Annotated in this window: 23 protein-coding genes and 1 pseudogene; 17 read left to right on the top strand and 7 right to left on the bottom strand. The window is 62.3% G+C overall.

What is annotated here, in order from left to right:
- Window positions 1-396 precede the first annotated feature (396 nt).
- On the top strand, window positions 397-1,062 hold the full coding sequence (locus tag SB772_RS35760; RefSeq protein ID WP_410837835.1) for a hypothetical protein: 666 nt from the start codon (window positions 397-399) through the stop codon (window positions 1,060-1,062).
- 207 nt (window positions 1,063-1,269) lie between these two features.
- Here SB772_RS35760 and SB772_RS35755 read toward each other — a convergent pair whose 3' ends face one another.
- The gene (locus tag SB772_RS35755; RefSeq protein WP_410837834.1) at window positions 1,270-2,409 is read right to left on the bottom strand and encodes a glycosyltransferase family 4 protein; all 1,140 of its coding nucleotides are present in this window, start codon (window positions 2,407-2,409) and stop codon (window positions 1,270-1,272) included.
- Between the two features lie 660 nt (window positions 2,410-3,069).
- Between SB772_RS35755 and SB772_RS35750 the strand changes: the two genes are divergently transcribed.
- The 12 genes from SB772_RS35750 (at window position 3,070) to SB772_RS35695 (ending at window position 15,691) form a co-directional block, all read left to right on the top strand.
- Entirely contained in the window at window positions 3,070-3,789 is a 720-nt protein-coding gene (locus SB772_RS35750; protein ID WP_410837833.1) for a hypothetical protein, read from the top strand.
- 453 nt (window positions 3,790-4,242) lie between these two features.
- Window positions 4,243-6,012: an ABC transporter ATP-binding protein/permease gene (locus SB772_RS35745; protein WP_410837832.1), complete on the top strand. Its 1,770-nt coding sequence runs from the start codon at window positions 4,243-4,245 to the stop codon at window positions 6,010-6,012.
- 657 nt (window positions 6,013-6,669) lie between these two features.
- Window positions 6,670-7,071 (top strand): DnaJ family domain-containing protein, encoded by a 402-nt coding sequence (locus SB772_RS35740; protein WP_410837831.1) that lies wholly within the window; start codon window positions 6,670-6,672, stop codon window positions 7,069-7,071.
- Between the two features lie 113 nt (window positions 7,072-7,184).
- Window positions 7,185-7,766: a tRNA adenosine(34) deaminase TadA gene (gene tadA, locus SB772_RS35735; RefSeq protein ID WP_410837841.1), complete on the top strand. Its 582-nt coding sequence runs from the start codon at window positions 7,185-7,187 to the stop codon at window positions 7,764-7,766.
- A 28-nt stretch (window positions 7,767-7,794) separates the two neighbouring features.
- Window positions 7,795-8,721 carry a muramoyltetrapeptide carboxypeptidase gene (gene ldcA / locus SB772_RS35730; protein ID WP_410837830.1) on the top strand — a complete coding sequence of 309 codons (927 nt, stop codon included), beginning with the start codon at window positions 7,795-7,797 and terminating at the stop codon, window positions 8,719-8,721.
- Window positions 8,722-9,035: 314 nt separating this feature from the next.
- Window positions 9,036-9,764, top strand: coding sequence for a GntR family transcriptional regulator (locus SB772_RS35725; protein ID WP_410837829.1), 729 nt, complete (start codon window positions 9,036-9,038; stop codon window positions 9,762-9,764).
- A gap of 363 nt (window positions 9,765-10,127) precedes the next feature.
- On the top strand, window positions 10,128-11,609 hold the full coding sequence (locus tag SB772_RS35720; RefSeq protein WP_410837828.1) for an NCS1 family nucleobase:cation symporter-1: 1,482 nt from the start codon (window positions 10,128-10,130) through the stop codon (window positions 11,607-11,609).
- Between the two features lie 24 nt (window positions 11,610-11,633).
- Window positions 11,634-12,449, top strand: a complete 816-nt coding sequence (locus SB772_RS35715; protein ID WP_410837827.1) for an aspartate/glutamate racemase family protein — start codon at window positions 11,634-11,636, stop codon at window positions 12,447-12,449.
- A gap of 138 nt (window positions 12,450-12,587) precedes the next feature.
- A complete protein-coding gene (gene puuE / locus SB772_RS35710) occupies window positions 12,588-13,538 on the top strand; it encodes an allantoinase PuuE (protein ID WP_410837826.1) in 951 nt (316 codons plus the stop codon).
- Window positions 13,535-14,056, top strand: coding sequence for a 2-oxo-4-hydroxy-4-carboxy-5-ureidoimidazoline decarboxylase (uraD, locus tag SB772_RS35705; RefSeq protein WP_410837825.1), 522 nt, complete (start codon window positions 13,535-13,537; stop codon window positions 14,054-14,056). Before puuE ends, uraD begins: the two co-directional genes overlap by 4 nt.
- Before the next feature lie 112 nt (window positions 14,057-14,168).
- On the top strand, window positions 14,169-15,179 hold the full coding sequence (alc, locus tag SB772_RS35700; RefSeq protein WP_410837824.1) for an allantoicase: 1,011 nt from the start codon (window positions 14,169-14,171) through the stop codon (window positions 15,177-15,179).
- The gene (locus SB772_RS35695) at window positions 15,179-15,691 is read left to right on the top strand and encodes an ureidoglycolate lyase (protein WP_410837840.1); all 513 of its coding nucleotides are present in this window, start codon (window positions 15,179-15,181) and stop codon (window positions 15,689-15,691) included. Before alc ends, SB772_RS35695 begins: the two co-directional genes overlap by 1 nt.
- A gap of 87 nt (window positions 15,692-15,778) precedes the next feature.
- Here SB772_RS35695 and SB772_RS35690 read toward each other — a convergent pair.
- From SB772_RS35690 to uraH, 5 genes and pseudogenes are all read right to left on the bottom strand, one after another.
- A pseudogene (locus SB772_RS35690) lies at window positions 15,779-16,009 on the bottom strand (HipA N-terminal domain-containing protein); the annotation flags it as partial.
- Window positions 16,006-16,272, bottom strand: coding sequence for a helix-turn-helix domain-containing protein (locus SB772_RS35685; protein WP_410837823.1), 267 nt, complete (start codon window positions 16,270-16,272; stop codon window positions 16,006-16,008). The gene SB772_RS35685 and the pseudogene SB772_RS35690, both read right to left, overlap by 4 nt.
- Before the next feature lie 130 nt (window positions 16,273-16,402).
- A complete protein-coding gene (locus SB772_RS35680) occupies window positions 16,403-16,528 on the bottom strand; it encodes a hypothetical protein (protein ID WP_410837822.1) in 126 nt (41 codons plus the stop codon).
- On the bottom strand, window positions 16,525-17,718 hold the full coding sequence (locus tag SB772_RS35675) for a urate hydroxylase PuuD (protein ID WP_410837821.1): 1,194 nt from the start codon (window positions 17,716-17,718) through the stop codon (window positions 16,525-16,527). The genes SB772_RS35680 and SB772_RS35675 overlap by 4 nt, the downstream gene beginning before the upstream one ends.
- A gap of 204 nt (window positions 17,719-17,922) precedes the next feature.
- Window positions 17,923-18,276 carry a hydroxyisourate hydrolase gene (uraH, locus tag SB772_RS35670; RefSeq protein WP_341315475.1) on the bottom strand — a complete coding sequence of 118 codons (354 nt, stop codon included), beginning with the start codon at window positions 18,274-18,276 and terminating at the stop codon, window positions 17,923-17,925.
- Window positions 18,277-18,869: 593 nt separating this feature from the next.
- On the opposite strand from uraH, the gene SB772_RS35665 reads away from it, so the two are divergent.
- The gene (locus SB772_RS35665) at window positions 18,870-20,267 is read left to right on the top strand and encodes an 8-oxoguanine deaminase (RefSeq protein WP_410837820.1); all 1,398 of its coding nucleotides are present in this window, start codon (window positions 18,870-18,872) and stop codon (window positions 20,265-20,267) included.
- A 74-nt stretch (window positions 20,268-20,341) separates the two neighbouring features.
- On the opposite strand, the gene SB772_RS35660 is transcribed toward SB772_RS35665, so the two are convergent.
- Window positions 20,342-21,274, bottom strand: coding sequence for a LysR substrate-binding domain-containing protein (locus tag SB772_RS35660; protein ID WP_007181594.1), 933 nt, complete (start codon window positions 21,272-21,274; stop codon window positions 20,342-20,344).
- Window positions 21,275-21,525: 251 nt separating this feature from the next.
- Between SB772_RS35660 and SB772_RS35655 the strand changes: the two genes are divergently transcribed.
- From SB772_RS35655 to SB772_RS35645, 3 genes are all read left to right on the top strand, one after another.
- Complete coding sequence (locus tag SB772_RS35655; RefSeq protein ID WP_410837819.1) at window positions 21,526-23,127, top strand: ABC transporter ATP-binding protein; 1,602 nt, start codon at window positions 21,526-21,528, stop codon at window positions 23,125-23,127.
- Between the two features lie 65 nt (window positions 23,128-23,192).
- Window positions 23,193-24,299 (top strand): ABC transporter permease, encoded by a 1,107-nt coding sequence (locus tag SB772_RS35650; RefSeq protein ID WP_410837818.1) that lies wholly within the window; start codon window positions 23,193-23,195, stop codon window positions 24,297-24,299.
- Between the two features lie 31 nt (window positions 24,300-24,330).
- On the top strand, window positions 24,331-25,260 hold the full coding sequence (locus SB772_RS35645; RefSeq protein WP_341315479.1) for an ABC transporter permease: 930 nt from the start codon (window positions 24,331-24,333) through the stop codon (window positions 25,258-25,260).
- Window positions 25,261-25,309: the final 49 nt, after the last annotated feature.

Genomic DNA, 25,309 nt, shown 5'->3' with positions numbered 1-25,309 from the left:
ATTCCATGTTTGCTGCCGCCGGCAGGAGGGTGGCGGCGAACGCCTCCCATTGCGCCAGAATCGGCTCGATGTCGCGCGAGATAAAGTCAGCAAGTCGCATGTAGGCGCCTCCAAAGCGTAAGCGGGTGTCGAGGTCCATTACCTTAATATGCTGCGCCCGAATCAGTGACGAATTTCGATGGGAAAGCCCCATTGAGGGCGAACGCTATCGTGGCCAGCCCGGCAATACGGAGGAGGCTGCGATCTCGGGGGGCAGGCTTAATCGGAAGCGGCCGTTCGCGGGACGCAGCCGAACGTCTCAAATTGGCCGGCTACTGACTCCTGCTACGAAAGCCAGCGACTTTGTCCCAGCCCCCGGGCACGCGTGTTGCAAGCGCTATCGTCATGGCGGAGAGAATGCCGCACTACGATGTGGAGGACAAAATCATGAGACAAACCGTATTAGGCGTGTTCGATAAATATGCCGACGCGCGCTCGGCACAACGGACATTGGGCGAGGCTGGCATCGCCCAAGCCGATATTGCCATCTACTCGATGTCAAATGACACACCGGTTGAAAAGGGGCCGCGTGTTTATGCACCGGGCAGCGGCGATGTACGCCATCACAACCCAGTGTTCGATCAACTCGAACAATTGTTTGCACGGCTCTTCAGAAGTGGCCAGTATCCACCGGAAACGGAGGATTACAGAGAAGTGATCCGTCGCGGTGGAACGATCGTCAGCGCCGACGTTTCCGAAATGCAGGTCGACCTGGCTCGCGATTTGATGCGCCGTGCCGGCGCAGCCGACATCGAGGAGCGCGCCAAGGTATGGCGAAATGATTCGGTGCGCTCGGAACAGGCGAACGAGCCGTCTCCTGCGCAGCAAGGCGACACGATCGCGCTACCCGGAAAGTGGGTGGGAACGATTCAAGGCGGCCGTGCGGCACGGTTGGGAACGGGTTACAGGCGGCTAACATTTTTATGCGGGACCCCGGCGATGGTGGGATCGGTGCCGGCGTCGGGCGTCGCGACGGACATCGACTTTGGGCGCGGTCGCTTCCGGCCGAATCTTGCGTGGTGAACTGCCTGATAGTCGTTGCCGCTGCCGTATTGCCGAACTCGAGCAGATGGCGAGCTTCCGTACTCGACGCGCAAGTTCGAACGCAACGACAGCTTTCGAGGGACAGCGGCCGTTCTACTCAGGCGCCACGCTCTTACAAAAGTGTAAGACGCCAGGCGAGGGCGAAGCTTCCGCATGGCCGATGCCGAACCGAAATCTCGATCGCGCCTAAGAACCTATCCGCCGGTCCGAGATGACATCACCATCTACCGTATTTGTCCGTGTCAGCATTCCAACGAGCTTGGAAAGCGCAGCGGTCTGGCTTGTGACTTCGTTCATCACAGACTCCACCGCACCACGCGAGAGTCGCTCATAGACGCCTGGCGACTTGGCGACGTCGACGACGAAATCCGCGATGCGTTCTGCCATTCGATCATCGTCGACAACGCAGGCTCCGCCACCCCGTCGCAATGTCGAAGGAATGCAGCCCCTGTCGGACGCGATAACAGGGACGCCAAACCCGATTGCCTCGATGACGGTGAGCGGTTCGGCCTCGTTTTCATAACGGGATGGAAAAACCAGCAAGTCGATCGACTCGTAGAACTTCCTCTTTTCATCACCCGAAACCCGGCCGACATAATCTGCTTGAGGATAGCGAATTAGCGCTGCATTAAATTCAGACCCGATCGTGTCGGCGACCGGGCCGGCTATAGCTGCACGAACTTGCAGACCTCTTCGATCGAGTGCGGAAAGCACGTCGAAAAATACGAAGATCCCTTTGTCGCGCGTGATATTTGCCAAAAAACCCAGCGTCAGCAGTTGCCCTCCACGCACCCGCGGGTGTCCACCTCGCGCTGCTGGAAACAGTGCGGTATTGGACAGCACCAGCGTTTCCCGGACCGATGTCGGGTACAGCTGTTTTAGGCGCGCCGCCATATGCGGGCACAATACGATGTGGGTTGCATTGCCCGCAAGATGGAAAACCAGTCGCGTCAATCGTGATGGTTTGTTGATGTATCGGAAACTATGATGGTGAATGAACACCGGAATATGCAGTAGGTTACCAATCAAAGCGAACATCCCGTCGTACAGCTGACCAAGTCCACCCGACAGACCGATATAGATTGACGATGGTCGCCGCACGGCTGCCATGATCGCGAAACGAAAGACGACCAATCCAGTGCCGAGCCGGCAGAGACGACCTGCCCACCCAGACCCGACTCGCGCCCCCGCAGTGTCGAACTTGACGATCCGGGCGCGGCCGCCCAGGCGCTCGGCGATTGCTTCGTTCGCCATCGACAGCCCATGAACGGGCGGCGGAAACGCGCCTACCATGAAAACGGCCGGACGCTTTGGCACTTCCACCATCGGACAATCTCCTGCAGTCGCTCAGGCGGGCTCGAGTTCGAGCTCGCGGTATGGGCAGCAGCCATAGTCACCCGCTGCCGCAACAATGTTTCGATGCGCGGTTATTGTTGCTTCGCGCTTTCCTGTCGAATCGGTGCGGGGGAACCCCAAGGGTGTAGCAAGCGGAGTGCCCACGTCCGAACACGTTCATCGTCGCAAATCGAGTGATCGTTTAGTGGGTAGAGCCGACGTCTGAACGTCCGCGCGTCGCGACGGCCGAATCTCGCCTCCTGGCCGCCCCCTGCCTGATGCGGTCGGCTCAGACCCGACGCGGTCATGCACCGTCGAGGCAGACAGACGCCCGGTTCAAGGCGGGACAGTCACTCATGCTGGGAGGCCGACCATCCTCTGCTAAGCCAATGCCAACATTGGTGAGCGCAGATCGCGTACGAATCCCGCGCGCACGCAAGAGTCGAGCGCGGCCCGAGTGAGGGTTAGTCAGGACCACAGCGACGCTTATACGCTTTCGACCTCGTCGACTACGCAGATAACTGGCCTTGGTATAGAACTTGCGATCTATGAAGAGGAGCACGAGCGCAATTCACATCATCCGCTTGACTGTCCTCGGTTTGCGCGCACACTCCACGTCTATGGTGACTGCCCGCAAAACGGAGTTCGACGATGACTAAGCCTTTTCAGCAGTGGAAAGTGTTGCCGCATGGCAAGCTCACAGAAGTCGACGAAAACGTCCTCACGGTGACCGGTGAACTCCATATGCCGCTCACCGACCTCCCACGACGCATGACCGTGGCGCGTTTGAACGACTCGCGACTGGTCGTATTCAGCGCAATTGCGCTTGATGAGGTCGAGATGCAAGCGCTCGAAGAATACGGGCGGCCCGCGTTTCTGGTGGTGCCCAACGACCATCATCGGTTAGACGCAAGAGTCTGGAAAGAGCGCTACCCGTCAATGCAGGTCGTTGCGCCCGAAGGCTCTCGGACGAAGGTGGAAGAAGCGGTGCACGTCGACACGACGGCCCCCAGATTTGGCGATCCGAATGTGCAGTTCGTGACCGTCCCTGGGACGCGTGCCCACGAGGCGGCGCTCGTCATACGCACGCCGAACGGCACGACGCTGGTGTTGAACGATCTCGTCGGTAACATTCGCCATGAATCCGGGTTCGGTGGCTGGCTGCTGCGCGTGATGGGATTCGCGGGGGACGAGCCGCATATTCCGAAGCCGGTGAAGGTGGTCCTCATCGAGGATAAAGAGGCGCTGCGCGTTCAGCTTCTGCAATGGGCAGAACTTGAGTCGCTGAAGCGCATTCTCGTGTCGCACGGTTCGCCCATTGAAGATCATCCGAGCCAGACTCTGCGCGCTCTGGCGAGCTCCTTGGGTTAACAACGCGCGGGCGCACGACAGCAGCGGCGTGCGGAGCGTCACTGTGCCGAAAGCGGCATCTAACCAACGACGGGGCGTGGCCGGCTGCTGCCCGATGCGTTGGATTCGTGTCAACCCGTGACAGACGCACAGCGTAGTATTTCAGCGGACTGCTCGGCCTGCTTAACGGTCGTTTGATTGGGGACGATGGAAGTTGCATCGTTTGCCGTTGCCGCCGTTCGCGCCTCGCCAACTGGCCCCTCTCCAGTGACCGGGCTGCCCCCCGCTCGGCACAGCGAGCGACATGGGCGGCCGGACAGGCCGCACCCTACAATCATCTCCATGTCCGCTGGATGTACCTGACCAGGCTCGAAAGCACGCTCGCATACGCTGCCGCTAGACTGCCATGCCTGCACGAATCGGACAATCACCCCGTGCATTCGGTCAGCATTCGCTGCGCGTTAAGGGGCGCTCATGAGCAACCAATTTTCCGGCACTGCATCCGGACAACTCGACAGTGTCTCAGCCTGGAGCCTGATCAGACCGTACTGGGTCTCCGAGGAACGTAGAACGGCGTGGGGCCTGCTGATCGCGATCATCGCCATGGACCTGCTTCTGGTCGGCATCAACGCCCGGTTGAACACGTGGAACCGCGATTTCTACAACGCACTGGAAGGTAGGGACGTGCACGAATTCCCGCAGCTGATGCTTTTTTTCAGCGCGCTCGCGTTCGCGTTCGTCGCGATCTCCGTCTATAACCGCTATCTGCGCCAGATGCTTGGCTTCCGATGGCGCCAGTGGCTGACCACGCGCTATCTGCAGGAATGGCTGGGCGACGGCACCTTCTACCGCATCGAGCGCGACCGCCTCACCGACAACCCTGACCAGCGGATCGCCGTCGATCTCGAATCATTCGCCACCACCACACTTTCGCTCACACTCGACCTGCTCTCGACGCTCGAGACACTCGTCTGGTTCTCGACCGTCCTATGGAGCACGGCGGGCGCGCTGGCAGTCATGATTGGCGGCACGCCCGTCCAGATTCCTGGCTACATGCTCTGGGCAGCCATCGTCTATGCGATTGCCGGCTCACTCCTGACAAACAAGGTGGGTCACCCGCTTGTGTCGATCAACTACCAGTTGCAGCGCGTCGAGGCGGATTTCCGGTTCGGCCTGATCCGTCTGCGCGAGAACGCTGAGCAGATTGCGTTCTACGACGGTATGCGGGCCGAGGAAACGACCGCCCAGGACCTGTTCGGCCGGATTCGTGAAAACTGGTGGCGCGTGATGAAGTACACGCGGCGCTACAGCTTCGTGCTCAATTTCTACGGTCAGATCGCCGAGATCTTCCCGATCGTCGTGGCGTCGCCCCGTTATTTCGCAGGTTTGTTCAGTTTCGGCACACTGATGCAAATCGCCGACGCATTCGGTTCGGTTAGCGAATCGCTTTCGTGGTTCATCAACAATTACGACACGCTCGTCCAATGGCGCGCAACGGTCAACCGTCTGCGCGAGTTCAGGCGCGTCATGCAGCGACCTCATCTGAAGGAGTCCGTGTCGCCCGCAACCGAGCATGGCGGCATCAATCTGCACTACGTCGTCGAGAGCCAGCTCGCCACGCACAACCTCATGCTTGCGCTGCCCAACGGCGAGACGCTCGCGAGCGTGCGCGACATCACCGTCAAGCCCGGTTCGCGCCGGCTCGTGCGTGGGCCGTCCGGCTCGGGCAAGAGCACGCTGTTGCGCGCGCTGGCTGGTCTCTGGCCGTTCGGAAACGGCTCGATCGACGCACCTGTGAACGCGCGCATGATGTTCATCCCGCAGCAGAGCTACCTGCCGGTTGGCACCTTGAAGGCTGGGCTCACCTATCCCGCAGCGGCCACCAACTTCAGCGACGAGGAATGTTGCGAGGCGCTGCGTCTGTGCCGGCTTGAAAGCTACGTTGACCGATTGCACGAATCCCACCATTGGTGGCGCATTCTTTCTCCCGGCGAGCAGCAGCGGCTAGCGGCCGCACGCGTGCTGATGCACAAGCCTGACTATGTGTTCCTCGACGAAGCAACGAGTGCGCTCGACACAGAGAACGAAGCGCATCTGTATCGCCTGTTGACCGAACGACTGCCGAAAGGGGCGATTGTCAGTGTCACGCACCGCAAGTCGCTCGCGAAGTTCCACCAGGAGACCCTCGATATCGCTCGTACGCGCGAGGACGAAGTGGCATATACACGGCCGCCGTCGACGTGACCGTTTGACCGCAGAGGGGTGGCGCCGCAAACTCTTTCACTTCCACGATGCCGGAATTCACCGGAGTGGCCCTGCTCACACCGTGCGGCTCTGTCTGTCGACGCTCCGCATGGCCCGGAGCATCGGGCTCCGCAGCGACGCTGGGACGTCAAAGCGCGGCGCCGCGGGCACCACAGCCTCGCTGCCGTACGGGCAGCGCTCACCCAATCCTGGTCCAGATGCCCACGCGGTACGACCGCGCGCGGCAAACCAGCGAGCCCAGTGATGGGACGCCGATACCAACAGGCGCGTTGGTGGACCGCTCCGGGTCGCGACCGGCCTCTCGACGGAAATGAGCAGCGCGGCCAGGATATGTGAAGTGGTTAATTTGGATGGTTAATCGAGGTAAGTGAGTGGTCGGTGATTCCGGATTGCATAACGTAAGTGGTCTCGATGAGTAGGGGCGGGGTGAGGGCATTTCCGGCCTCGCGTGACGAAAGACTTTCGTAAGTTTTTGCCGGCACGAGGCGGCGAAGCCGCCAATCCTTCACCGTAGCCCACACCATGCGCCCCTCAAATACGCAAAATCTGAAAACCAGAGGGTTTCATCGGTCAGACAGCCAGAACGGGCATGCGCTCCCTGATAGAATGCTTGGGCCGCAACGTAGTGGATTGCAGATGAAATTGCTTGATGCGTTAGTCGAACAGCGTATTGCCGCCGCAGCCGCGCGCGGTGAGTTCGACGATTTACCGGGCGCCGGCGCGCCGCTGCCCCTGGACGACGATGCACTGGTCCCGGAAGAAGTGCGCGTCGCCAACCGGATTTTGAAGAATGCGGGCTTCGTGCCGCCCGCCGTCGAGCAGTTGCGCGCTTTGCGCGATCTTCAGGCGCAGTTGAACGCGGTCAACGACAGGACCACCCGTTGCCGCCTCCAGGCCCGCATGCTGGCGCTCGATATGGCACTCGAATCGCTGCGCGGCGGCCCGCTGGTCTTGCCGCGTGAATATTGCCGGCGGATTGCCGAGCGACTCTCGGAGCGGGTCGGCAACCCTAATACGGCCGACGCGGGACCGCAGTGAGCGAGCCGCTAGTCCGCCCCGTCACGCTTGGCCCGGAGTCCGTCGAACCGGTCGACGCTATGACATCGCCGGTCTCTCGAGCCGAACGCGTCGGCGCCGGTTCTGTCGAATCGATGCCGTGCGGCGCACCAGCCGGTGAATCAATCAACGCCTCCTCGCCGGACGGACCGCCCGGGGCGCTGATCGCCGAGCGCGATCGCCGCTTCATGGCGCTGGCTCAGGCCGCAGCAGAAGAAGCGCGCGCAGCGGGCGAAGTGCCGGTCGGCGCGGTGCTCGTGCGCGGCGACGAAGTCATCGCCAAAGGTTTCAACCATCCGATCGGTGCGCACGACCCATCGGCGCATGCGGAAATGGTCGCGTTACGCGCAGCCGCGCAAGCCGTCGAGAACTACCGGCTGCCCGGCTGCGAGCTGTATGTGACGCTCGAGCCCTGTCTGATGTGTGCCGGTGCGATCATGCACGCACGCATTGCCCGCGTCGTGTTCGGGGCGCGCGATCCGAAAACGGGCGCGTGCGGCAGCGTCGTCGATGCATTCGCGAATCCGCAGTTGAATCATCACACCTCGGTGACCGGCGGCGTGCTCGAAGACGAATGCGGCGCCGCGCTCAAAACGTTCTTTGCCGAACGGCGGCGCGCAAGCCGCGAAGCACGCGCGGCAACGCGCGTCGAACCGGGACCGGCCGAGCCGCTCTAAAAACTACAACGTCGAACAGGTCTTGCCCATGACCGTCCATCGCACCATCGAACTGATCGCGCCGTCCGGCTATCCGCATGACCAGGAGGTGCTGCATCGCGCGTTGCACCGCCTGCATGAGCAGGGGCATCGCGTCGACGGCGTGGAAGCGACGAGGCGCCGCTACCAGCGTTTTGCCGGCACCGACGGCGAGCGCGCGGCGGAGTTGAACCGCCTGGCCGACCCTTCGCGGATGTTGCCCGACATTGTGCTGGCTGTCCGTGGCGGCTACGGCGCGATACGGGTTCTGCACGGACTCGATTACCTGGGGCTGCAACGGCGGCTGACCGATCAGCCGGTCGCGTTGGTAGGGCACAGCGATTTCACCGCGATCCAGCTGGCATTGCTTGCACGTGCCGGCGTGAAGACTTTCGGCGGCCCGATGTTGATGAGCGACTTCGGCGCGGAAGACCTGAGCGAATTCACCATGCGGCACTTCTGGTCGGCGCTGACCACGCCGACCATGACGGTGACGAGCCATGTGCCGCAAGCGCAATCCGTCGACGTGTCGGGCATGTTGTGGGGCGGCAATCTGGCAGTGCTGGCGTCGCTGGTCGGCACGCCGTACATACCGCCGGTGCAAGGCGGCATTCTGTTCCTGGAAGACGTCAACGAGCAGCCATTCCGGCTTGAGCGGATGCTTTACCAACTGCATCTTTCCGGCATCCTCGCGCAGCAGCAGGCGATTGTGCTCGGCGATTTTTCCGGCAGCAGATCGTACGATTACGACAACGGATTTGACCTTCAGGCGATGATCGAGCAGATGCGCTCGGTGATCGGGATTCCGATCATCACCGGCCTGCAATTCGGCCATGTTCCGGACATGCTGACGCTGCCGGTCGGCGCTGACGCGCACCTCGTAGCCGGCGCGCATGGGTTCAAGCTGACGTTATCGGGCTATCCCTGCCTGAGCTGAAGCGGCACAGAAGCGGAAGCGGGCGTTCCCCCGCTTTCTTTTTGATTTATGAATGCAACTAACGGTCAGCCATTCAATGCCACCGCCAGCAGAACCGCCACTGAAGGTCCATCGATTTTGTTGACAAAAACCGCCATCAACGGACCTGCCCGTCTCGCCTTAATTAAACTGATATTGAAGCGAGGCTAGGTTTCCATACCGTGCCAGATAGGCTGCAGCCCATTACCGCCATGCGGATTGTCGAAATTAATAACAAAAATTGTTGACAATATTTATGTCCATCCTAAGATAACCAACATACCGAGACGCACATCATGTCCGACACAGATTCCGCCAGCTCGAATAGTTCGAAACCCGAAGCGATCGCCGAGCGCATCCGCGCGGCGATCCTCGAGCATCGGCTGGCGCCGGGCACCAAGCTCACCGAAGCACAGTTGTGCGAAGTATTTGGCGTGAAGCGCGGTCCGATCCGCCAGGCGCTCGCGCAACTGGCCACGGATCACCTCGTCGACCTTGAACCGAACCGCGGTGCATTTGTTGCGAGTCCATCGTTGCAGGAAGTGCACGAGGTGTTCGAGATGCGCCGGATCATCGAGTTGGCCGTGGTGGAGCGCATTTGCAGCGGACACGGCATCCGGCGTTTGAAGAGTATTGGCAGCATGATCGGCCGCGAGCGTAAAGCGTTCGAGACACGTGATTTTCCGGCGTGGATTCGCCTGTCGGGTGAGTTCCACACCGAGTTGGCCGGGCTCACCGGCAACGCCGTGCTGTGCGACTGCCTGAACGGCCTGGTGGCGCGCTCCACGCTGATTTCCGCGCTGTACGAGTCGCTCGGACGCAGCCCGTGCTCGTTCGAAGACCACGAAGCGATTCTCGCCGCGCTCGACGCCGGCGATGCGAAAGAGGCGGCGGCATTGATGTCGCGCCATCTGCAAAGCGTCGAGTTGAAGATGCTGGAGCGCCCGGCACGCGGTGCTGCCGATCTGCATGAAGTGTTCGGTGCACGTAACGATGCACCCAAAGGCAAGTCCGCGCCAGAGTGAGGCAAGCGGCCGGCGCGCGCTCGTTGCTGGTGCGCGCCGCACTGAATTGAACTGAACTGAACTGAACTGAACTGAACTGAACTGAATCAGGCGTGGCAAGGCGGCTCGACGTGAGCGTCGCCGGCTTGCGTGCGCGTGGCCGTCGCTGAACGACAGCCTTGGAGTAGCAACACATCGTCAGGAGTCCGCGGCTGCCGGCGGTGCGATAACCACAAGTACGTCAGTACGGAGACACCCGCGGCGCGGACCTTCAGGCGCCTGAAATTCCCTCCGGTTCCACTCGGGTGAGGGGAGTACGCCTGGCATGGCCGATGCAACGTCCGTCGATTCGCTTGTCGATGGTCCCTATCTCAAGGAGGAATCATGGCTCAGTTCAGTGCAGCGCCCAGCAATCCCGCAATACCCGCTTATGGAGACGCTGACGCACCCGGCGATCCGTCGATGCCGGCAGGTTACAGCGAGAGGCTGTACAACGAAGACCTGGCGCCGCTGCGCCATCAAACCTGGGGCGCTTACAACATCTTCGCGTTCTGGATGTCCGACGTGCACAGCGTCGGCGGCTATGTATTCGCGGGCAGTCTGTTCGCGCTCGGGCTGACGAGCTGGCAGGTGCTGATTGCGCTGCTGGTCGGCATTACGATTGTCAATGCGCTGTGCAATCTGATCGCCAGACCGAGTCAGCAGAACGGCGTGCCCTATCCGGTGGCCTGCCGCGCGACGTTCGGCGTGCTCGGTGCGAATATTCCCGCCGTGATTCGCGGTTTGATCGCGGTGGCGTGGTATGGGATTCAGACCTATCTGGCGTCGAGCGCGCTGGTGATCGTGGTGCTGAAGTTCGTCCCGCAACTGTTGCCGTATGCGGACGTTCATCACCATGGCTTCATGGGTCTCTCAGCCCTTGGCTGGACCGGTTTCATGTTGTTGTGGGTATTGCAGGCGCTGGTGTTCTGGCACGGCATGGAGACCATCAAGAAGTTCATCGACTTCGCCGGCCCGGCAGTCTATGTGGTGATGTTCATTCTCGCGGGCTACATGGTGTATCGCGCAGGGTGGCGCAATATCGGCATCAACCTGGGCGGCGTCAAATATCACGGCATGGAAGTGGTGCCGGTGATGATTACGGCGACCTCGCTGGTGGTGTCGTACTTTTCCGGACCGATGCTGAATTTCGGCGACTTTTCGCGCTACGGCAAGAGCTTTCGCAGCGTGCAGCGCGGTAACTTCTGGGGCTTGCCGGTCAACTTTCTCGCCTTCTCGCTGGTGACCGTGGTCACGACCGCCGCTACGCTGCCGGTGTTCGGCCAGCTGATCACGGATCCGGTCGAAACGGTGGGCCGTATCGACTACCCGAGCGCAGTGATTCTCGGCGCGTTGACCTTCACGATCGCGACTATCGGTATCAACATCGTCGCTAATTTCGTGTCGCCGGCCTTCGATTTCTCGAACGTCGCGCCGCGCCTGATCAGCTGGCGTGCAGGCGGCATGCTCGCGGCGGTGGCGTCGATCTTCATCACGCCGTGGAATCTGTTCAACAATCCGGCGGTGATTCACTATACGCTCGATGTGCTCGGCAGCTTCATCGGACCTTTGTATGGTGTCCTGATCGTCGATTACTACCTCGTGAAACGCCAGAAGATCGTGCTCGACGATCTTTACACGGTTTCGCAAAGCGGCTCGTACTGGTACAGAAACGGCGTCAACTACCGGGCCGTGGGCGCGTTGCTGCCGGCCGCGCTCATCGCCGTGATCTGCGTGATGGCGCCGACGCTCGACGGGCTGGCAAATTTCTCGTGGTTCATCGGCGCCGGATTGGCTGCGGTGTTCTACCGCGTGCTCGCTCGCTGAGCCGGCGTCGCAACAGGAGTCGATATGCGCATCAAACTGATCAATCCGAATACGACGCAACGTATGACCGAGGCAATGGGCCGCTGCGCGCGCGAAGTCGCCGCGCCCGGCACCGAAGTGATCGCGGTGAATCCGACGATGGGACCACCGTCGATCGAAGGCTACTACGACGAAGCACTCGCGACGCCTGGCTTGCTGGCCGAGATCGTCGCCGGCGAGCGCGACGGTTGCGACGGCTACGTGATCGCCTGTTTCGGCGATCCCGGTCTGTATGCGGCACGCGAGCTGGCACGCGGTCCGGTGATCGGCATCGCCGAGGCGGCGATGCACGCGGCAAGCGTGCTGGCGCCGGGCTTTTCCGTCGTGACGACACTGGCACGCACTTGCGGCATGGCGTGGCATCTCGCGGAGCGCTACGGGATGAAGCGCTTCTGCCGCAATGTGCGTGCCACTGACGTCGCCGTGCTCGATCTCGACAAACCCGGCTCGGCGGCGCGCCGCATCATCCTCGACGAATGCCGCCGCGCGCTGGACGAGGACGGTTCGGACGCGATCGTGCTCGGTTGCGCCGGCATGGCGCAGTTGTGCGCGGAGATCGAAGACGCCTTGGGCGCGCCGGTTATCGAGGGCGTGACGGCGGCCGTCAAATGGACCGAGGCGCTGGTCGCGCTGCGGTTGTCGACGGCTAAACGCGGTGACTATGCGCGGCCGCTGGCGAAGCGCTACGACGGCGCGCTGGAAGCTTTCAGTCCGACCGATGCCGATCCGAACCCGGCGCCACCGCGCGATTTTGCGGCAAATACGCAGGAAACCACGAAAAACGCCGACTTGCTGGGGTAAACACTACAGAACCCGCACCGCACATACATTCCGTCTGACACGCACTATCTGCCCGGGTGTATGGGCGCACCCGGGCGTTTTCGCTACACTGGTTCCACTCGGCGCCGGTGCCCGAAATGCTTTTTATCTCCTCAAACCATGCCACTCGACTCGAACTATCCACGCGATCTGATCGGCTACGGCCGCCACCCAGTGCAAGCGAACTGGCCTGGTCGAGCGCGTGTGGCCGTGCAATTCGTCCTGAACTACGAAGAGGGCGGTGAAAACTGCGTGCTGCACGGCGATCCGGGCTCGGAGCAGTTCCTCTCGGAGATCGTCGGCGCGGCTGCTTATCCGGCTCGCCACATGAGCATGGAGTCGATCTACGAATACGGCTCGCGGGCCGGCGTGTGGCGCATCCTGCGCGAATTCGAAAAGCGCGGTTTACCGCTGACTGTGTTCGGTGTCGGCATGGCGATCGAACGGCATCCGGAACTGGCGCGCGCGTTCGTCGAACTCGGTCACGAAATCGCCTGCCACGGCTATCGCTGGATTCACTATCAGGACGTGTCGCCGGAGAAAGAAGCGGAGCACATGCGCCTCGGCATGGAAGCGATCGAGCGCGTCACCGGCGAACGTCCGCTTGGCTGGTACACCGGCCGTGACAGTCCCAACACGCATCGGCTGGTCGCCGAATACGGCGGTTTCCTATACGACTCGGATTACTACGGCGACGACCTGCCGTTCTGGATGGACGTCGAAGTGACGGGCGGCGCGACAGTGCCGCAACTGATCGTGCCGTACACGCTCGACACCAACGATATGCGCTTTGCGAGCCCGCAAGGCTTCAACACTGCTGATCACTTCTTCACCTATTTGCGCGACGCATTCGACGTGCTCTACGAAGAAGGCGAAGAAGCGCCCAAGATGCTGTCGATCGGCATGCATTGCCGCTTGCTCGGCCGTCCAGGGCGCTTTCGTGCGCTGCAACGTTTTCTCGACCATATCGAACAGCACGATCGCGTGTGGGTGACGCGGCGCGTCGATATCGCGCGGCACTGGCGTGAACATCACCCTTACCAGCAAAACAACCGCGGGGCAGCGGCATGAAGGCGATGCAATACACTCTGGACCAACTCAACAGCACCTCGACCGACGCGTTCGTCGCGGCGCTGTCGGGCATTTTCGAGCACTCGCCGTGGGTCGCGGAAATCGCCGCGAATCAAAGGCCGTTCGCCAGCATCGACGCGTTGCATCGCAAGATGTCGAATATCGTCGAAACGGCAGGTGAAGAGAAGCAACTCGCCTTGATCAACGCTCACCCGGAGCTTGCCGGCAAAGCTGCGGTACGCGGCGAACTGACGGCCGAATCGACACGTGAGCAAAGCGGCGCGGGCCTCGCCCAATGCACGCAGGAAGAATTCGACAAGCTGGTCGCGTTGAACAGCGCCTATCGCGAGAAGTTCGGTTTCCCGTTCATCCTCGCGGTGCGCGGCTTCGATCGCCACGGCATCATCGCGAACTTCGAAGCGCGTGTGAACAACAGCCGCGCCGATGAATTGCGCGCCAGCCTCGACCAGATCTACCGCATCGCACGTTTCCGGCTCGACGACCTGATCGACGCGTAAGACTCGTAACTTGACCGCGCCTGGATCTCGCTTATCTCGCCTGAACCGCGCGCGTCGCGGAACTCGAACCGAAACGTTTTTTCTGCACTAGCAAACATTAAGGAAGACAAAGATGGCACTGCCGATTCTCGACCCCAACGCACCGGACTTTACGCGCCGCTATGTGAACCTCGCGGACCCGCGTCTGGGCGCGCAGGCGCTCGAGGCCAGCGACGATTTCTTCGCGCCGAAGGAGCGCATGCTGAATCCGGAACCGGCTGTCTTCATTCCCCGCAAGTACGACGACAACGGCAAGTGGATGGACGGCTGGGAGACGCGCCGCAAGCGGGCCACCGGCTACGACTGGTGCGTCGTCAAGCTCGCGCGTGCGGGCGTGATCAAGGGGCTCGATCTCGACACCAGCCACTTCACGGGTAACTTCCCGCCGGCGGCTTCGGTGGAAGCCGCGCGCGTGGTGGACGGTGTGCCGGATCAGTCGACGCAATGGACGGAAATCGTCCCGTCGACCACGCTGCAAGGCAACAGCCATCACTATCACGAAGTCGGCGACACCAGCGCTTACACGCACCTGCGCGTGAACATATACCCGGACGGCGGCATCGCGCGTCTGCGCGTGTACGGTCAGCCGCAAGTCGATTGGGCAGGCGCGAGCCGCACGGAGCAGTTCGATCTGGCGGCGATGGAAAACGGCGCGTATCTGGTCGCCGCGAACAACCAGCACTTCGGCGCCGCGTCGACGATCCTGATGCCGGGCCGTGGCGTGAACATGGGCGACGGCTGGGAAACGCGCCGCCGCCGCGAGCCGGGCAACGACTGGGCGATTGTCGCGCTGGCGCAGCCGGGCGTGATCAGGAAGATCGAAGTGGATACGGCGCACTTCAAGGGCAACTATCCGGACCGTTGCTCGATTCAGGCCGCGTATGTGACCGGCGGCACAGATAGCTCGCTGATCACGCAGGCGATGTTCTGGCCGGTGCTGCTCGGTGAACAGAAGCTGCAGATGGACAAACAGCATGACTTCGAGAGCGAAATCGCCGCGCTGGGTCCCGTGACGCACGTGCGCTTCAACATCATTCCGGACGGCGGCGTGTCGCGTCTGCGTCTGTGGGGCACGCTCGCATGATGAAAACGCTGGCTATCGAACCGTTGACGAAGGAAGCGTTTGCCCCGTTCGGCGACGTGATCGAACTCGAAGGCGCGAAGCAGATTCCGATCAACCTCGGCACCACGATCCGTTACCACGACCTGGCGAAGGTGGACGTGACCGACGAGAACGGCCGCACGCTGGTGAACCTGTTTCGCGGGCAGCCGCGCACGCTGCCGTTCGAAGTGAAGATGCTCGAGCGCCATCCGCTCGGCAGTCAGGCGTTCGTGCCGTTGAACGACAGGCCCTATCTGGTGGTCGTGGCGCCGGCGGGCGAGCTGGATGCGTCGCAGATTCGTGCGTTCGTGACGAGCGGCTGGCAGGGCGTCAACTATGCGAAGGGCGTGTGGCACCATCCGCTGATCGCGTTGGGTGACGTGAGCGACTTCATCGTCGTCGACCGTGGCGGGGATGGGCTCAATCTCAATGAGCAGGATCTGGCCGAGTCGCTCTGGCTCACCGAAGATGTATTGAACGCGGTGACGGTTTGAGGCTGGTTGCTTCGGCGTATTGTTGAACGGGTGGTTTATGCAAAAAGCCCCCAGCGGATGCTGTGGGCTTTTTGCGTTTGCGGGACGCAAAGGACCGAATTGCTCGCGGATCAGATTCAGCAGATAACCCTCCGGCAGGTTCTGCCGGAAAAACGGGTGCAGGTCGCGCGGCCAGCGCCAGGCTTGTTCTCGCACCGGCATCGCGAGGCTGACGAAGTCGGTCGCCGCTGCGTCGCGGTTGTATTTGAGGACATAGTCGTCGCGCTCGCGGAACAGCGTAGCGACGTTCTTGCCCAGAACCTGAACGTCGAGCCTCATGAGCGCGAATCCGGCATGCGTTGCTCCGCCAGGATGTCCTCGAGCGTGCGCCCATGTCCATGCGCGACGACCTTGAGGTCGTAGCCCGCTGCTTCGAGCAGGCGTACGAAAACCGACACGCTCATGTCGTTTCTGGCGAGCGTTTCCATGCGCGCGACCGTGGTGCGGGCGACGCCGGCACGCCGCGCCAATTCATCCTGCGACAGGCTGCTTTCGCGCCGTACGGCCTTCAGCATGTCAGAGACGTCAGCAAGGGTGGTCATTTGTAGCCCTAGGGCATCTGTTTGGTGATATTAAGGAAATGTTGTAGCCTAAGGGCTATATTGTCGGCTGATAAACCGTGGGCTACAAATAACTTAACTTTCGCATTTATGTGTCCTTTGGGATACAAATTCAGGCGTCACGCCCCGGCAGCACCACCATCAAAACAGCAGCAAAGAAAAAGCGGGCTTCCCGCTCGTGCGAAAAGCCCGCTTCATGTTTTACAAAGCCGGGCGCGAGGTCCGGCGCGGTCTTCACTTCACCGCACCGCCTTGAAACCAGGCGGCGATCTTCATCCGCTCGTCGTCGGTCATATGTGTCACATTGCCCAGCGGCATGGCCTTCAACGTCACCGCCTGCTGATAGATCCGCTGCGCGTTCTGCGAGATTTCGTCAGGCGTATCGAGCAGCACACCGGCCGGCGCACTGCCCATCATCGTCGGATGTGCCGAGTGGCACGCAACGCAACGCTGTTGCAGCACCGGCGCGATATCGGCCACCTTGACAACCGGCGCATTCGCGGCTTGCGCCTGCGGCACGACCGGCTTCGGCATCGTCCAGAAGAGAGCGGCGAACATCAGCACGATGCCGACCAGCGGCAGATACCACAGCACCTGACCGCGGTGACGCATCACGAAGAACTGGCGAATCAGCGCGCCGGCCAGCATGATGATCACCAGCACGGCCCAGTTGTACGGGTGCGTGTAGGTCATTGCGTAGTGGTTCGACAGCATCGCGAACACCACCGGCAGCGTGAAATATGTGTTGTGCACCGAACGTTGCTTGCCGCGCTTGCCGTAGATCGGGTTCGGCGTGTCGCCCTTGAGCATCGCGTCGACCATCTTGCGCTGGCCGGGAATGATCACGAAGAACACGTTCGCCGACATGCTCGTGGCGAGCATCGCGCCCATGATCAGGTAAGCCGCGCGGCCCGCGAAGATGTGGCACGCGAGCCATGCCGCGATCAGCACATAAGCGCCGACGCAAATGCCGAGCACTTTGTCCTTATTGCCGAGGATCCGGCACAGCGAGTCGTAGACGATCCAGCCCGCGGCGAGGAAGCCGAGTGCCGACGCAATGGCGACGACCGGACCCATATCGAGCACGTTCCTGTCGATCAGATACGTGGTCGGCGAGAACAGATACAGCACGGTGAACAGACCGAAGCCCGACAGCCACGTCGTGTACGACGGCCACTTCGACCAGTGCAGGTCCTCCGGCATTTCCGGCGGCGCGACGGTGTACTTCTGCATGTTGTAGAAGCCGCCACCATGCACGTGCCACAGTTCGCCGAACACGCCACGCTTGCGCTGGTTCGGGTCCTGTGGCGGTTTCAGGCTGTTGTCCAGCGCGACGAAATAGAACGACTCGCCGATCCATGCAATCGCGGCGACGACGTGAAACCAGCGAATTGCCAGATTCAGCCAGTCGGTGATAAAGCCTTCCATGACACTCCTCCACTTCTGATTCATTGTGCGCGCAACGACGTTTGCGCCTTCTGGGACCCGGCGGCGGGTCGTCGGCATGCTTGACGTCACTGCGCAGACTGCGGGGTGTCCCCCAAGGGGACTTCTTTCAGGGCGAAAGACGCGGTGCGCCCAGTTCGCACGACGCCGTTTTTTTATGGAACTGCGGGTTGAGTCGCCAGTCCCTTAGCTGCCCCGATAGGTGCTGTACGACCACGGCGACACCAGCAGCGGCACGTGATAGTGCGCGCCGGCATCTGCCACGCCGAAGCGCAGCACGACGCGGTCGACAAAGCGCGGCTCCGGCACTTTCGTGCCGATCGATGCGAAGTAGTCGCCGGCGCCGAACACGAGTTCGTATTCGCCCGCGACCAAAGCATCGCCTTCGAGCAGCGGCTGGTCGCAGCGGCCGTCGTCATTGGTGACGGTGGTTTTGAGCGCGCGGCGGGTGTCGCCTGAGAGCGCGAAGAGTTCGACCTTGATGCCCGCGCCGGGACGGCCGTTCGCGGTGTCGAGCACGTGGGTAGTGAGCTTTCCCATTCGCAATTTTCCTTATGTGAATGCGAGGTTTCGGCGGCAGCCCGATCCAGATACGTGTGCGGCGGATCGAGGCTCCACGTCAGTGGCTACATACCCGTCGGCGAATTGAAGCGAGCGCCGTGGCAGCCATTGTAAAAAGGTTGTTCCCATCAGCGCGCGAGAGATAGGAAAGATAATACCTGGCGCATGACAGACAGCCCGTCGAAAGCCGTATCGAGTCGATTCGTTCGACGATTGCAGTGCATTTGACCTTACCGGCGGATCGTACTGGCGCCAAAAATGGCCCACTATATCGGCAGCGTGAACTCGGGTATCGCACTGGCGCGAGTTGTCAGCATTATTTTGGCCGTCGAAGGTTACACCTGTGCCGCGGCAGTGCCGCGCACGGCCCGAAGGAAGTCCTCTTGGGGACGCTCCGAAGGATGTCCTCTTGGGGGGCGCCCCGAAGGAAGTCCCCTCGGGGGATCCCGAAGACGGCGGAAGCACGCTGGGTAACCGGGCCAACGGCGTTCGACGGGACGCGGCGGCACGGTGGCGTGCCGTCACATCGCGTTCGAACGGCTTTGCACGGAAGCAATGAAGCGGAGAAACGAATGACGATGGAGCAGGCGGGTCTGGAACCCAACAAGCCAAAGAGAACGATGCTGGTCAGGCACGCGGACGTGCTGGTCACGATGGACGGCGCCCGGCGCGAACTGCGCGACGGCGGCCTGTATATCGAGGACAACCGCATCGTCGCGGTCGGACCGACGGCGGAACTGCCGCAAACGGCCGACGAAGTGCTGGACATGCGTGGGCATCTGGTGATTCCGGGGCTGGTCAATACGCACCACCACATGTACCAGAGCCTGACGCGGGCGATTCCCGCCGCCCAGGACGCCGAGTTGTTCGGCTGGCTGACCAGCCTCTACAAGGTATGGGCGAACCTTACGCCGGAGATGATCGAGGTCTCGACGTTGACGGCGATGGCCGAGTTGCTGCTGTCCGGTTGCACGACCTCGAGCGACCATTTGTACATCTACCCGAACGGCAGCCGCCTCGACGACAGCATCGCCGCGGCGCGCCGGATCGGCATGCGTTTTCACGCGGCTCGCGGCAGCATGAGCGTAGGGCGGAAAGACGGCGGTTTGCCGCCGGATTCGGTGGTCGAGCGTGAAGCGGACATCCTGAAGGACACGCAGCGTCTGATCGAGACGTACCACGACGAAGGACGTTACGCGATGCTGCGCGTGGTGGTCGCGCCGTGCTCGCCGTTCTCGGTGAGCCGCGATCTGATGCGCGAATCGGCGAAGATGGCGCGGCATTACGGCGTATCGCTGCACACGCACCTTGCGGAGAACGTCAACGACATTGCGTACAGCCGCGAGAAGTTCGGCATGACGCCGGCCGAGTATGCGGAAGACCTCGGCTGGGTCGGTCACGATGTCTGGCATGCGCACTGCGTGCAACTCGACGAAGCGGGCATCGCGCTGTTTGCCCGCACCGGCACCGGCGTCGCGCATTGTCCGTGCTCGAACATGCGGCTGGCTTCAGGCATTGCACCGGTCAGGCGAATGCGTCTCGCGGGCGTGCCGGTGGGCCTGGGCGTCGACGGTTCGGCGTCGAACGACGGTGCGCAAATGGTCGCGGAAGTGCGGCAGGCGTTGCTGTTGCAGCGGGTCGGCTTCGGTCCGGATGCGATGACCGCGCGGGAAGCCTTGGAAATCGCGACGCTAGGCGGCGCGAAGGTGCTGGACCGCGACGATATCGGCGCATTGGCGCCGGGCATGGCGGCGGATTTCGTGTCGTTCGATTTGCGTCAGCCGCTGTTTGCGGGCGCCTTGCACGATCCGGTCGCGGCGCTGGTGTTCTGCGCGCCGTCGCAGGTGAGTCATAGCGTGATCGGCGGCAAGGTGGTGGTGAAAGATGGACAACTGACGACGCTGGAACTCGGACCGGTCATCGAGCAACACAACCGGTTGGCGAAGACGCTTTACGAAGCGGCGGCGTAGTCGCGCAAAGCACGAGGCGTGAATCTATCGGCATCCATGACGCATGAGGGATGCCGGTAGATCACCAAAGAAGCTTAAGGTTTGTCGATCAGCGTCCTGGTCGCTTCGGCAACCAGACTGCGCAGCCAGCGCACTTCGTCGGAGTAATGGACGCGTTCGTGCCACAGCTGGTAGTACTGCATCGGCGGGAAATCGAGCGGCGCGGGCACCACGGTCAGCGGCAGGAACTTGGCGTAGTAATCGGCAAACAGGCGCGTCGTCGTGAAGATCAGGTCGGACTTGATCAGCACGTAAGGCGCCAGATTGAAGTACGGCAACGTGACGACCACATGACGCTTTAACCGCTCGCGCGCGAGATGCACATCGATCGCGCCGCGTTGGCCCACCGAGTAAGGAGTCGGCGCAAGATGCGGCGCATTCAGGTACTGGTCGAGCGTCAGCCCGCCGCGTTTGGCGAACGGATGCGCGTTACTCATCAGGCAGACGATCTGATCGACGAACAGATTCGACAGGTGCAATTGCTCCGGCGGCTCCGGCCAGTTGCCGACCACGATGTCGAGCTTGCCGTCTTCGAGCGCCAGTTCGTAGTCGAAGGCCGGCCCGAGCGAGTGAAACTCGAGCGTCGCGTTCGGCGCGGCCTGACGAAAGCGTTCGACCACCGTCGGCACGAACAGCACGTTCAGGTAGTCCGGGCAGCCGATCCGGTAGCAGCGGATCGAAGTGGCCGGATCGAAGTTGTGTTGCTGGAACTTGATGCGTTCGATCTCGCGCAGCGCGTTCTGCACCGGTTCGAGCAGGCGCAGACCGTACTCGGTCGGCACCATGCCGGACTTGCCGCGCACCAGCAGCGGGTCGCCGGTGATATCGCGCAAGCGGCGCAGCGCCGCGCTGATGGCGGGTTGCGATTGATTGAGTTTGACGGCGGCGCGCGTCACGCTGCGCTCCATCAACAGGGTGTGCAAGACGCGTAGTAAATAGGTATCGATCGCCTCGCGTTGCTGACTCATGACTTCTCCGAAATATATGTGCTGGCTGATCGAGCGGGCGTGGGGGTATATGGCTTTTAATATGAACACAAAACCACGTCAAGAGTGGGATACCCGCAGAGCACGCTGCGGCGCGGGTTTGCGGGGAATTTTGACGGCTCGACTGAGTGGGTCGAATTAGGTATTGTCATCCGGTTGTGGTGACGGATCGCACGCTGACAGGGCGTGCGGACGTGCCGTAACGGGCAGTCTCCGAGGTACTACGGAATCACATGAGCGACTCTTCTTATAGCGACGGCGCCGCCGCGCAGCCGGCGCACAGGCCGGAACAGGCGGCGCCCCGGTTGGTGCTCGAGGGCATCACCAAACAATATCCGGCCGTGCGCGCCAACGACGACGTCACGCTGATCGTCGCGCCCGGTGAAATCCATGCCGTGCTCGGCGAAAACGGCGCCGGCAAAAGCACGCTGATGAAGATCATCTACGGCGCGGTGCGGCCCGACGCCGGCGAGATTCGCTGGGAAGGCGAGGCGGTCGAGATCGCCAACCCGGCGGCCGCGCGCAAGCTCGGCATCGGCATGGTGTTCCAGCACTTCTCGCTGTTCGAGACGCTGACCGTCGGCGAAAACATCGCGCTCGCGCTCGACGAACCGTTCGACCTGAAGGCGCTCGCCAAACGCATCCGCGAAGTTTCCGCCGACTACGGCCTCGACATCGACCCGCAGCGGCACGTGCATAGCCTGACGGTGGGCGAGCGGCAACGCGTCGAGATCGTGCGTTGCCTGCTGCAGAACCCGCGCTTGCTGATCATGGACGAGCCGACTTCGGTGCTGACGCCGCAGGCGGTGCGCAAGCTGTTCGAGACCCTGCGGCGTCTCGCGGCCGAAGGCTGCAGCATCCTTTACATCAGCCACAAGCTCGACGAAATCCAGGAACTGTGCGACACCGCGACGGTGATGCGCGGCGGCCGCGTGACCGGTCACGTGAAGCCGAAAGAGGAAACCCACGCGTCGCTCGCGCAATTGATGGTCGGTCATTCGCTGCCCGATTACACGAGGCGTGAACACAAGCCGGGCGACGTGCTGCTCGACGTGAAGCAACTCTCGGTGGCGAGCGACGATCCGTTCGGCACCTCGCTCGACAACGTCTCGTTCGGCGTGCATGCCGGCGAGATCTTCGGCATCGCGGGCGTGTCGGGCAACGGCCAGGCCGAACTGCTGTCGGCCCTCTCGGGCGAAAAGCGCGGCGTGCGCGCCGCTGCGGTCACGATCTGCGGCAAGGCTGCGGGGCGTATGGGCGCGGGCGGGCGGCGCGCCCTCGGTTTCGGTTTCGTGCCGGAAGAGCGGCTCGGCCGCGGCGCAGTGCCGGCGATGACGCTGTCGGAAAACGCGTTGCTGACCGCGCATCGGCAGCAGATGGTGAATGCCGGCTGGATCAAGGCGGGTGCGATGCGCAGCTTCGCCAAACGCTGCATCGAAGCCTTCGACGTGCGTTGCGGCGGTTCGGAAGCGCTGGCGCAAAGTCTCTCCGGCGGCAATTTGCAGAAATACATCATGGGCCGCGAGATCCTGCAGGCGCCCAAGGTGCTGGTGGTCGCGCAGCCGACCTGGGGCGTCGACGTCGGCGCGTCGGCCTTCATCCGGCAGCAGCTGCTCGATCTGTCCGCGCGCGGCGTGGCGATTCTGGTGATTTCCGAGGAACTGGAGGAGTTGTTCGACATCTGCGATCGCATCGCGGTGCTCGCGCGCGGCAGACTCTCGCCGGTGCGTGCGACCGGCGCGACCAACGCCGAGGAAATCGGCCGCTGGATGGCCGGCCTGTTCGGCGACCGCGAGGGGGCGGCGCCTTCGGCGGAACAGCCGGCGCATGCCTGACCGGTCGCCGATCCGGTGCTTGATCTCACGTTAAAACCCAGAACCAGACAAATCACACGCTACCCATGATTCTTCCGTATCGACTCGAAGCACGCACGACGCCCTCGCGCACGATGCAGATCGCCGTGCCGCTGATTGCCGCGTTGCTCACGCTCGCGATCGGCTTCCTGATCTTCAGCCTCGTCGGCCGCGATCCGTTGCAGGCGATGCATGCCTTCTTCATCGAGCCGCTCGCGAGCGTGAACGGCTGGTCCGAACTGCTGCTGAAGGCGTCGCCTTTGTGCCTGATCGGCCTCGGCCTCGCGATCGGTTATCGCGCGAACGTCTGGAATATCGGCGCTGAAGGGCAGATGCTGCTCGGCGGCATCGCCGCGAGCGGCGTCGCGATCTATTTCGATCAGGCCACCGGCTGGTGGATCCTGCCGACCATGATGATCGCCGGTGTGTTCGGCGGGATGGTGTGGGCGGCGATTCCGGCGCTGCTGAAGAGCCGCTTCAACACCAATGAGATTCTCGTCAGCCTGATGCTCACGTATGTGGCGACGCAGTTGCTGATCTATCTGGTGAGCGGCCCGTGGCGCGATCCGCAGGGCATGAACTTCCCGCTCTCGGAGATGTTCAGCGGCGACGCGCTGTACCCGACGTTCGCCGGCGACTGGCATTGGAAATGGTTGCGCGGCACGCGTCTGAACGCGTCGGTGTTCGTCACACTGATCGCGATTCCGCTCGTGTGGCTGTTCATGCGCAAGAGCTTCGCGGGTTACCGGATGAACGTCGGCGGTCTCGCGCCGCTCGCCGCGCGCTACGCCGGTTTCTCCGACAAGAAAACCATCTGGACGTCGCTGCTGATCAGCGGTGGTCTGGCGGGCCTCGCCGGCATGGGTGAGATCGCCGGCCCGATCGGCCAGTTGCAGGCGACGTGGTCGCCGGGCTATGGCTTCACCGCGATCATCGTGGTGTTCGTCGGGCGGCTGCATCCGCTCGGCATCGTGCTCGCCAGCCTGCTGATGGCGCTGCTGTACCTCGGCGGCGAAGCGGTGCAGACCTCGATGCAATTGCCGCAGGCGCTCTCCGGCGTGTTTCAGGGGCTGCTGCTGTTCTGCCTGCTGGGCGCCGACCTGTTCGTGAACTACCGCGTGCGCCGCCGTTCGTTGGCCCCGCAAGTTCACTGATTGGCCCACTGATTTTCCCCGCCGGATCTCCATGGATATTCAACAAGCCAGCGCGCTCACTTCGAGCGCCGTTACCGCCGCGATTCCGCTGATGTTCGCGGGCGCAGGCGAACTCGTCACCGAGAAATCGGGCGTGCTCAACCTCGGCGTCGAAGGGATGATGCTGATGGGCGCGGTCACCGGCTACGCGGTCACCGCGATTACCGGCAACCCGTGGCTCGGCGTGGTCGCCGCGATCGGCGCGGGTCTCGCGATGTCGCTGCTGTTCGCGTTTCTCACGCTGACGATGCTCGCCAACCAGGTCGCCACCGGCCTGTCGCTGACGATCTTCGGCATCGGCCTGTCCGCCTATGTCGGCAAGCCGTACACGTCGGCCGCCGTGCGCGCGACGATCGACACGTGGACCATTCCGGGTCTCTCGAAGATTCCGGTGCTCGGCCCCGCGCTTTTCAGCCTCACGCCGCTCGACTACCTCGCGTTCCTGATGTTCGCCGTGATCGGCTGGTTCCTGTACCGCACGCGTGCGGGCCTGGTGTTGCGCTCGGTCGGCGAATCGCCGCAAGTCGCGCACTCGGTCGGCTTTCCCGTGGTCGGCGTGCGCTATGGCGCCGTGGCCTTCGGCGGCGGCATGGCAGGGCTCGCGGGCGGTTATTACTCGATCGTCAACCTGCACTTGTGGCAGGAGCAACTCACCTCGGGCCGCGGCTGGATTGCGCTCGCCCTCGTGGTGTTCGCGACGTGGCGCCCGGGGCGTCTGCTGATCGGCGCGCTGCTGTTCGGCGCGGTGACCGGCTTGCAGTTCTACGCGCAGGCGATCGGCGTGCCAGTGCCGACGCAATTCCTCGCGATGCTGCCGTATGTCGCGACCGTCGTCGTGCTGGTGCTGATTTCGCGCAATCCGAACACGATTCGCCTGAACGCACCGGCATCGCTCGGCAAGCCGTTTTTCTCGGCGGGCTGACGCGGTTGGCTTAGTCGACCGACCACACGTTTCCCCTCATTTGAGCAAC

Origin of the sequence: Paraburkholderia sp. SIMBA_030 (assembly GCF_046535245.1) — a bacterium.
Classification (GTDB): domain Bacteria; phylum Pseudomonadota; class Gammaproteobacteria; order Burkholderiales; family Burkholderiaceae; genus Paraburkholderia.
This window is presented reverse-complemented; position numbering and strand designations above follow the sequence as displayed.

Coding starts and splice junctions, on each gene's coding strand:
- SB772_RS35760 (WP_410837835.1), top strand. CDS start 397: ATGCCGCACTACGATGTGGAGGACAAAATCATGAGACAAACCGTATTA.
- SB772_RS35755 (WP_410837834.1), bottom strand. CDS start 2,409: ATGGTGGAAGTGCCAAAGCGTCCGGCCGTTTTCATGGTAGGCGCGTTT.
- SB772_RS35750 (WP_410837833.1), top strand. CDS start 3,070: ATGACTAAGCCTTTTCAGCAGTGGAAAGTGTTGCCGCATGGCAAGCTC.
- SB772_RS35745 (WP_410837832.1), top strand. CDS start 4,243: ATGAGCAACCAATTTTCCGGCACTGCATCCGGACAACTCGACAGTGTC.
- SB772_RS35740 (WP_410837831.1), top strand. CDS start 6,670: ATGAAATTGCTTGATGCGTTAGTCGAACAGCGTATTGCCGCCGCAGCC.
- tadA (WP_410837841.1), top strand. CDS start 7,185: ATGCCGTGCGGCGCACCAGCCGGTGAATCAATCAACGCCTCCTCGCCG.
- ldcA (WP_410837830.1), top strand. CDS start 7,795: ATGACCGTCCATCGCACCATCGAACTGATCGCGCCGTCCGGCTATCCG.
- SB772_RS35725 (WP_410837829.1), top strand. CDS start 9,036: ATGTCCGACACAGATTCCGCCAGCTCGAATAGTTCGAAACCCGAAGCG.
- SB772_RS35720 (WP_410837828.1), top strand. CDS start 10,128: ATGGCTCAGTTCAGTGCAGCGCCCAGCAATCCCGCAATACCCGCTTAT.
- SB772_RS35715 (WP_410837827.1), top strand. CDS start 11,634: ATGCGCATCAAACTGATCAATCCGAATACGACGCAACGTATGACCGAG.
- puuE (WP_410837826.1), top strand. CDS start 12,588: ATGCCACTCGACTCGAACTATCCACGCGATCTGATCGGCTACGGCCGC.
- uraD (WP_410837825.1), top strand. CDS start 13,535: ATGAAGGCGATGCAATACACTCTGGACCAACTCAACAGCACCTCGACC.
- alc (WP_410837824.1), top strand. CDS start 14,169: ATGGCACTGCCGATTCTCGACCCCAACGCACCGGACTTTACGCGCCGC.
- SB772_RS35695 (WP_410837840.1), top strand. CDS start 15,179: ATGAAAACGCTGGCTATCGAACCGTTGACGAAGGAAGCGTTTGCCCCG.
- SB772_RS35685 (WP_410837823.1), bottom strand. CDS start 16,272: ATGACCACCCTTGCTGACGTCTCTGACATGCTGAAGGCCGTACGGCGC.
- SB772_RS35675 (WP_410837821.1), bottom strand. CDS start 17,718: ATGGAAGGCTTTATCACCGACTGGCTGAATCTGGCAATTCGCTGGTTT.
- uraH (WP_341315475.1), bottom strand. CDS start 18,276: ATGGGAAAGCTCACTACCCACGTGCTCGACACCGCGAACGGCCGTCCC.
- SB772_RS35665 (WP_410837820.1), top strand. CDS start 18,870: ATGACGATGGAGCAGGCGGGTCTGGAACCCAACAAGCCAAAGAGAACG.
- SB772_RS35660 (WP_007181594.1), bottom strand. CDS start 21,274: ATGAGTCAGCAACGCGAGGCGATCGATACCTATTTACTACGCGTCTTG.
- SB772_RS35655 (WP_410837819.1), top strand. CDS start 21,526: ATGAGCGACTCTTCTTATAGCGACGGCGCCGCCGCGCAGCCGGCGCAC.
- SB772_RS35650 (WP_410837818.1), top strand. CDS start 23,193: ATGATTCTTCCGTATCGACTCGAAGCACGCACGACGCCCTCGCGCACG.
- SB772_RS35645 (WP_341315479.1), top strand. CDS start 24,331: ATGGATATTCAACAAGCCAGCGCGCTCACTTCGAGCGCCGTTACCGCC.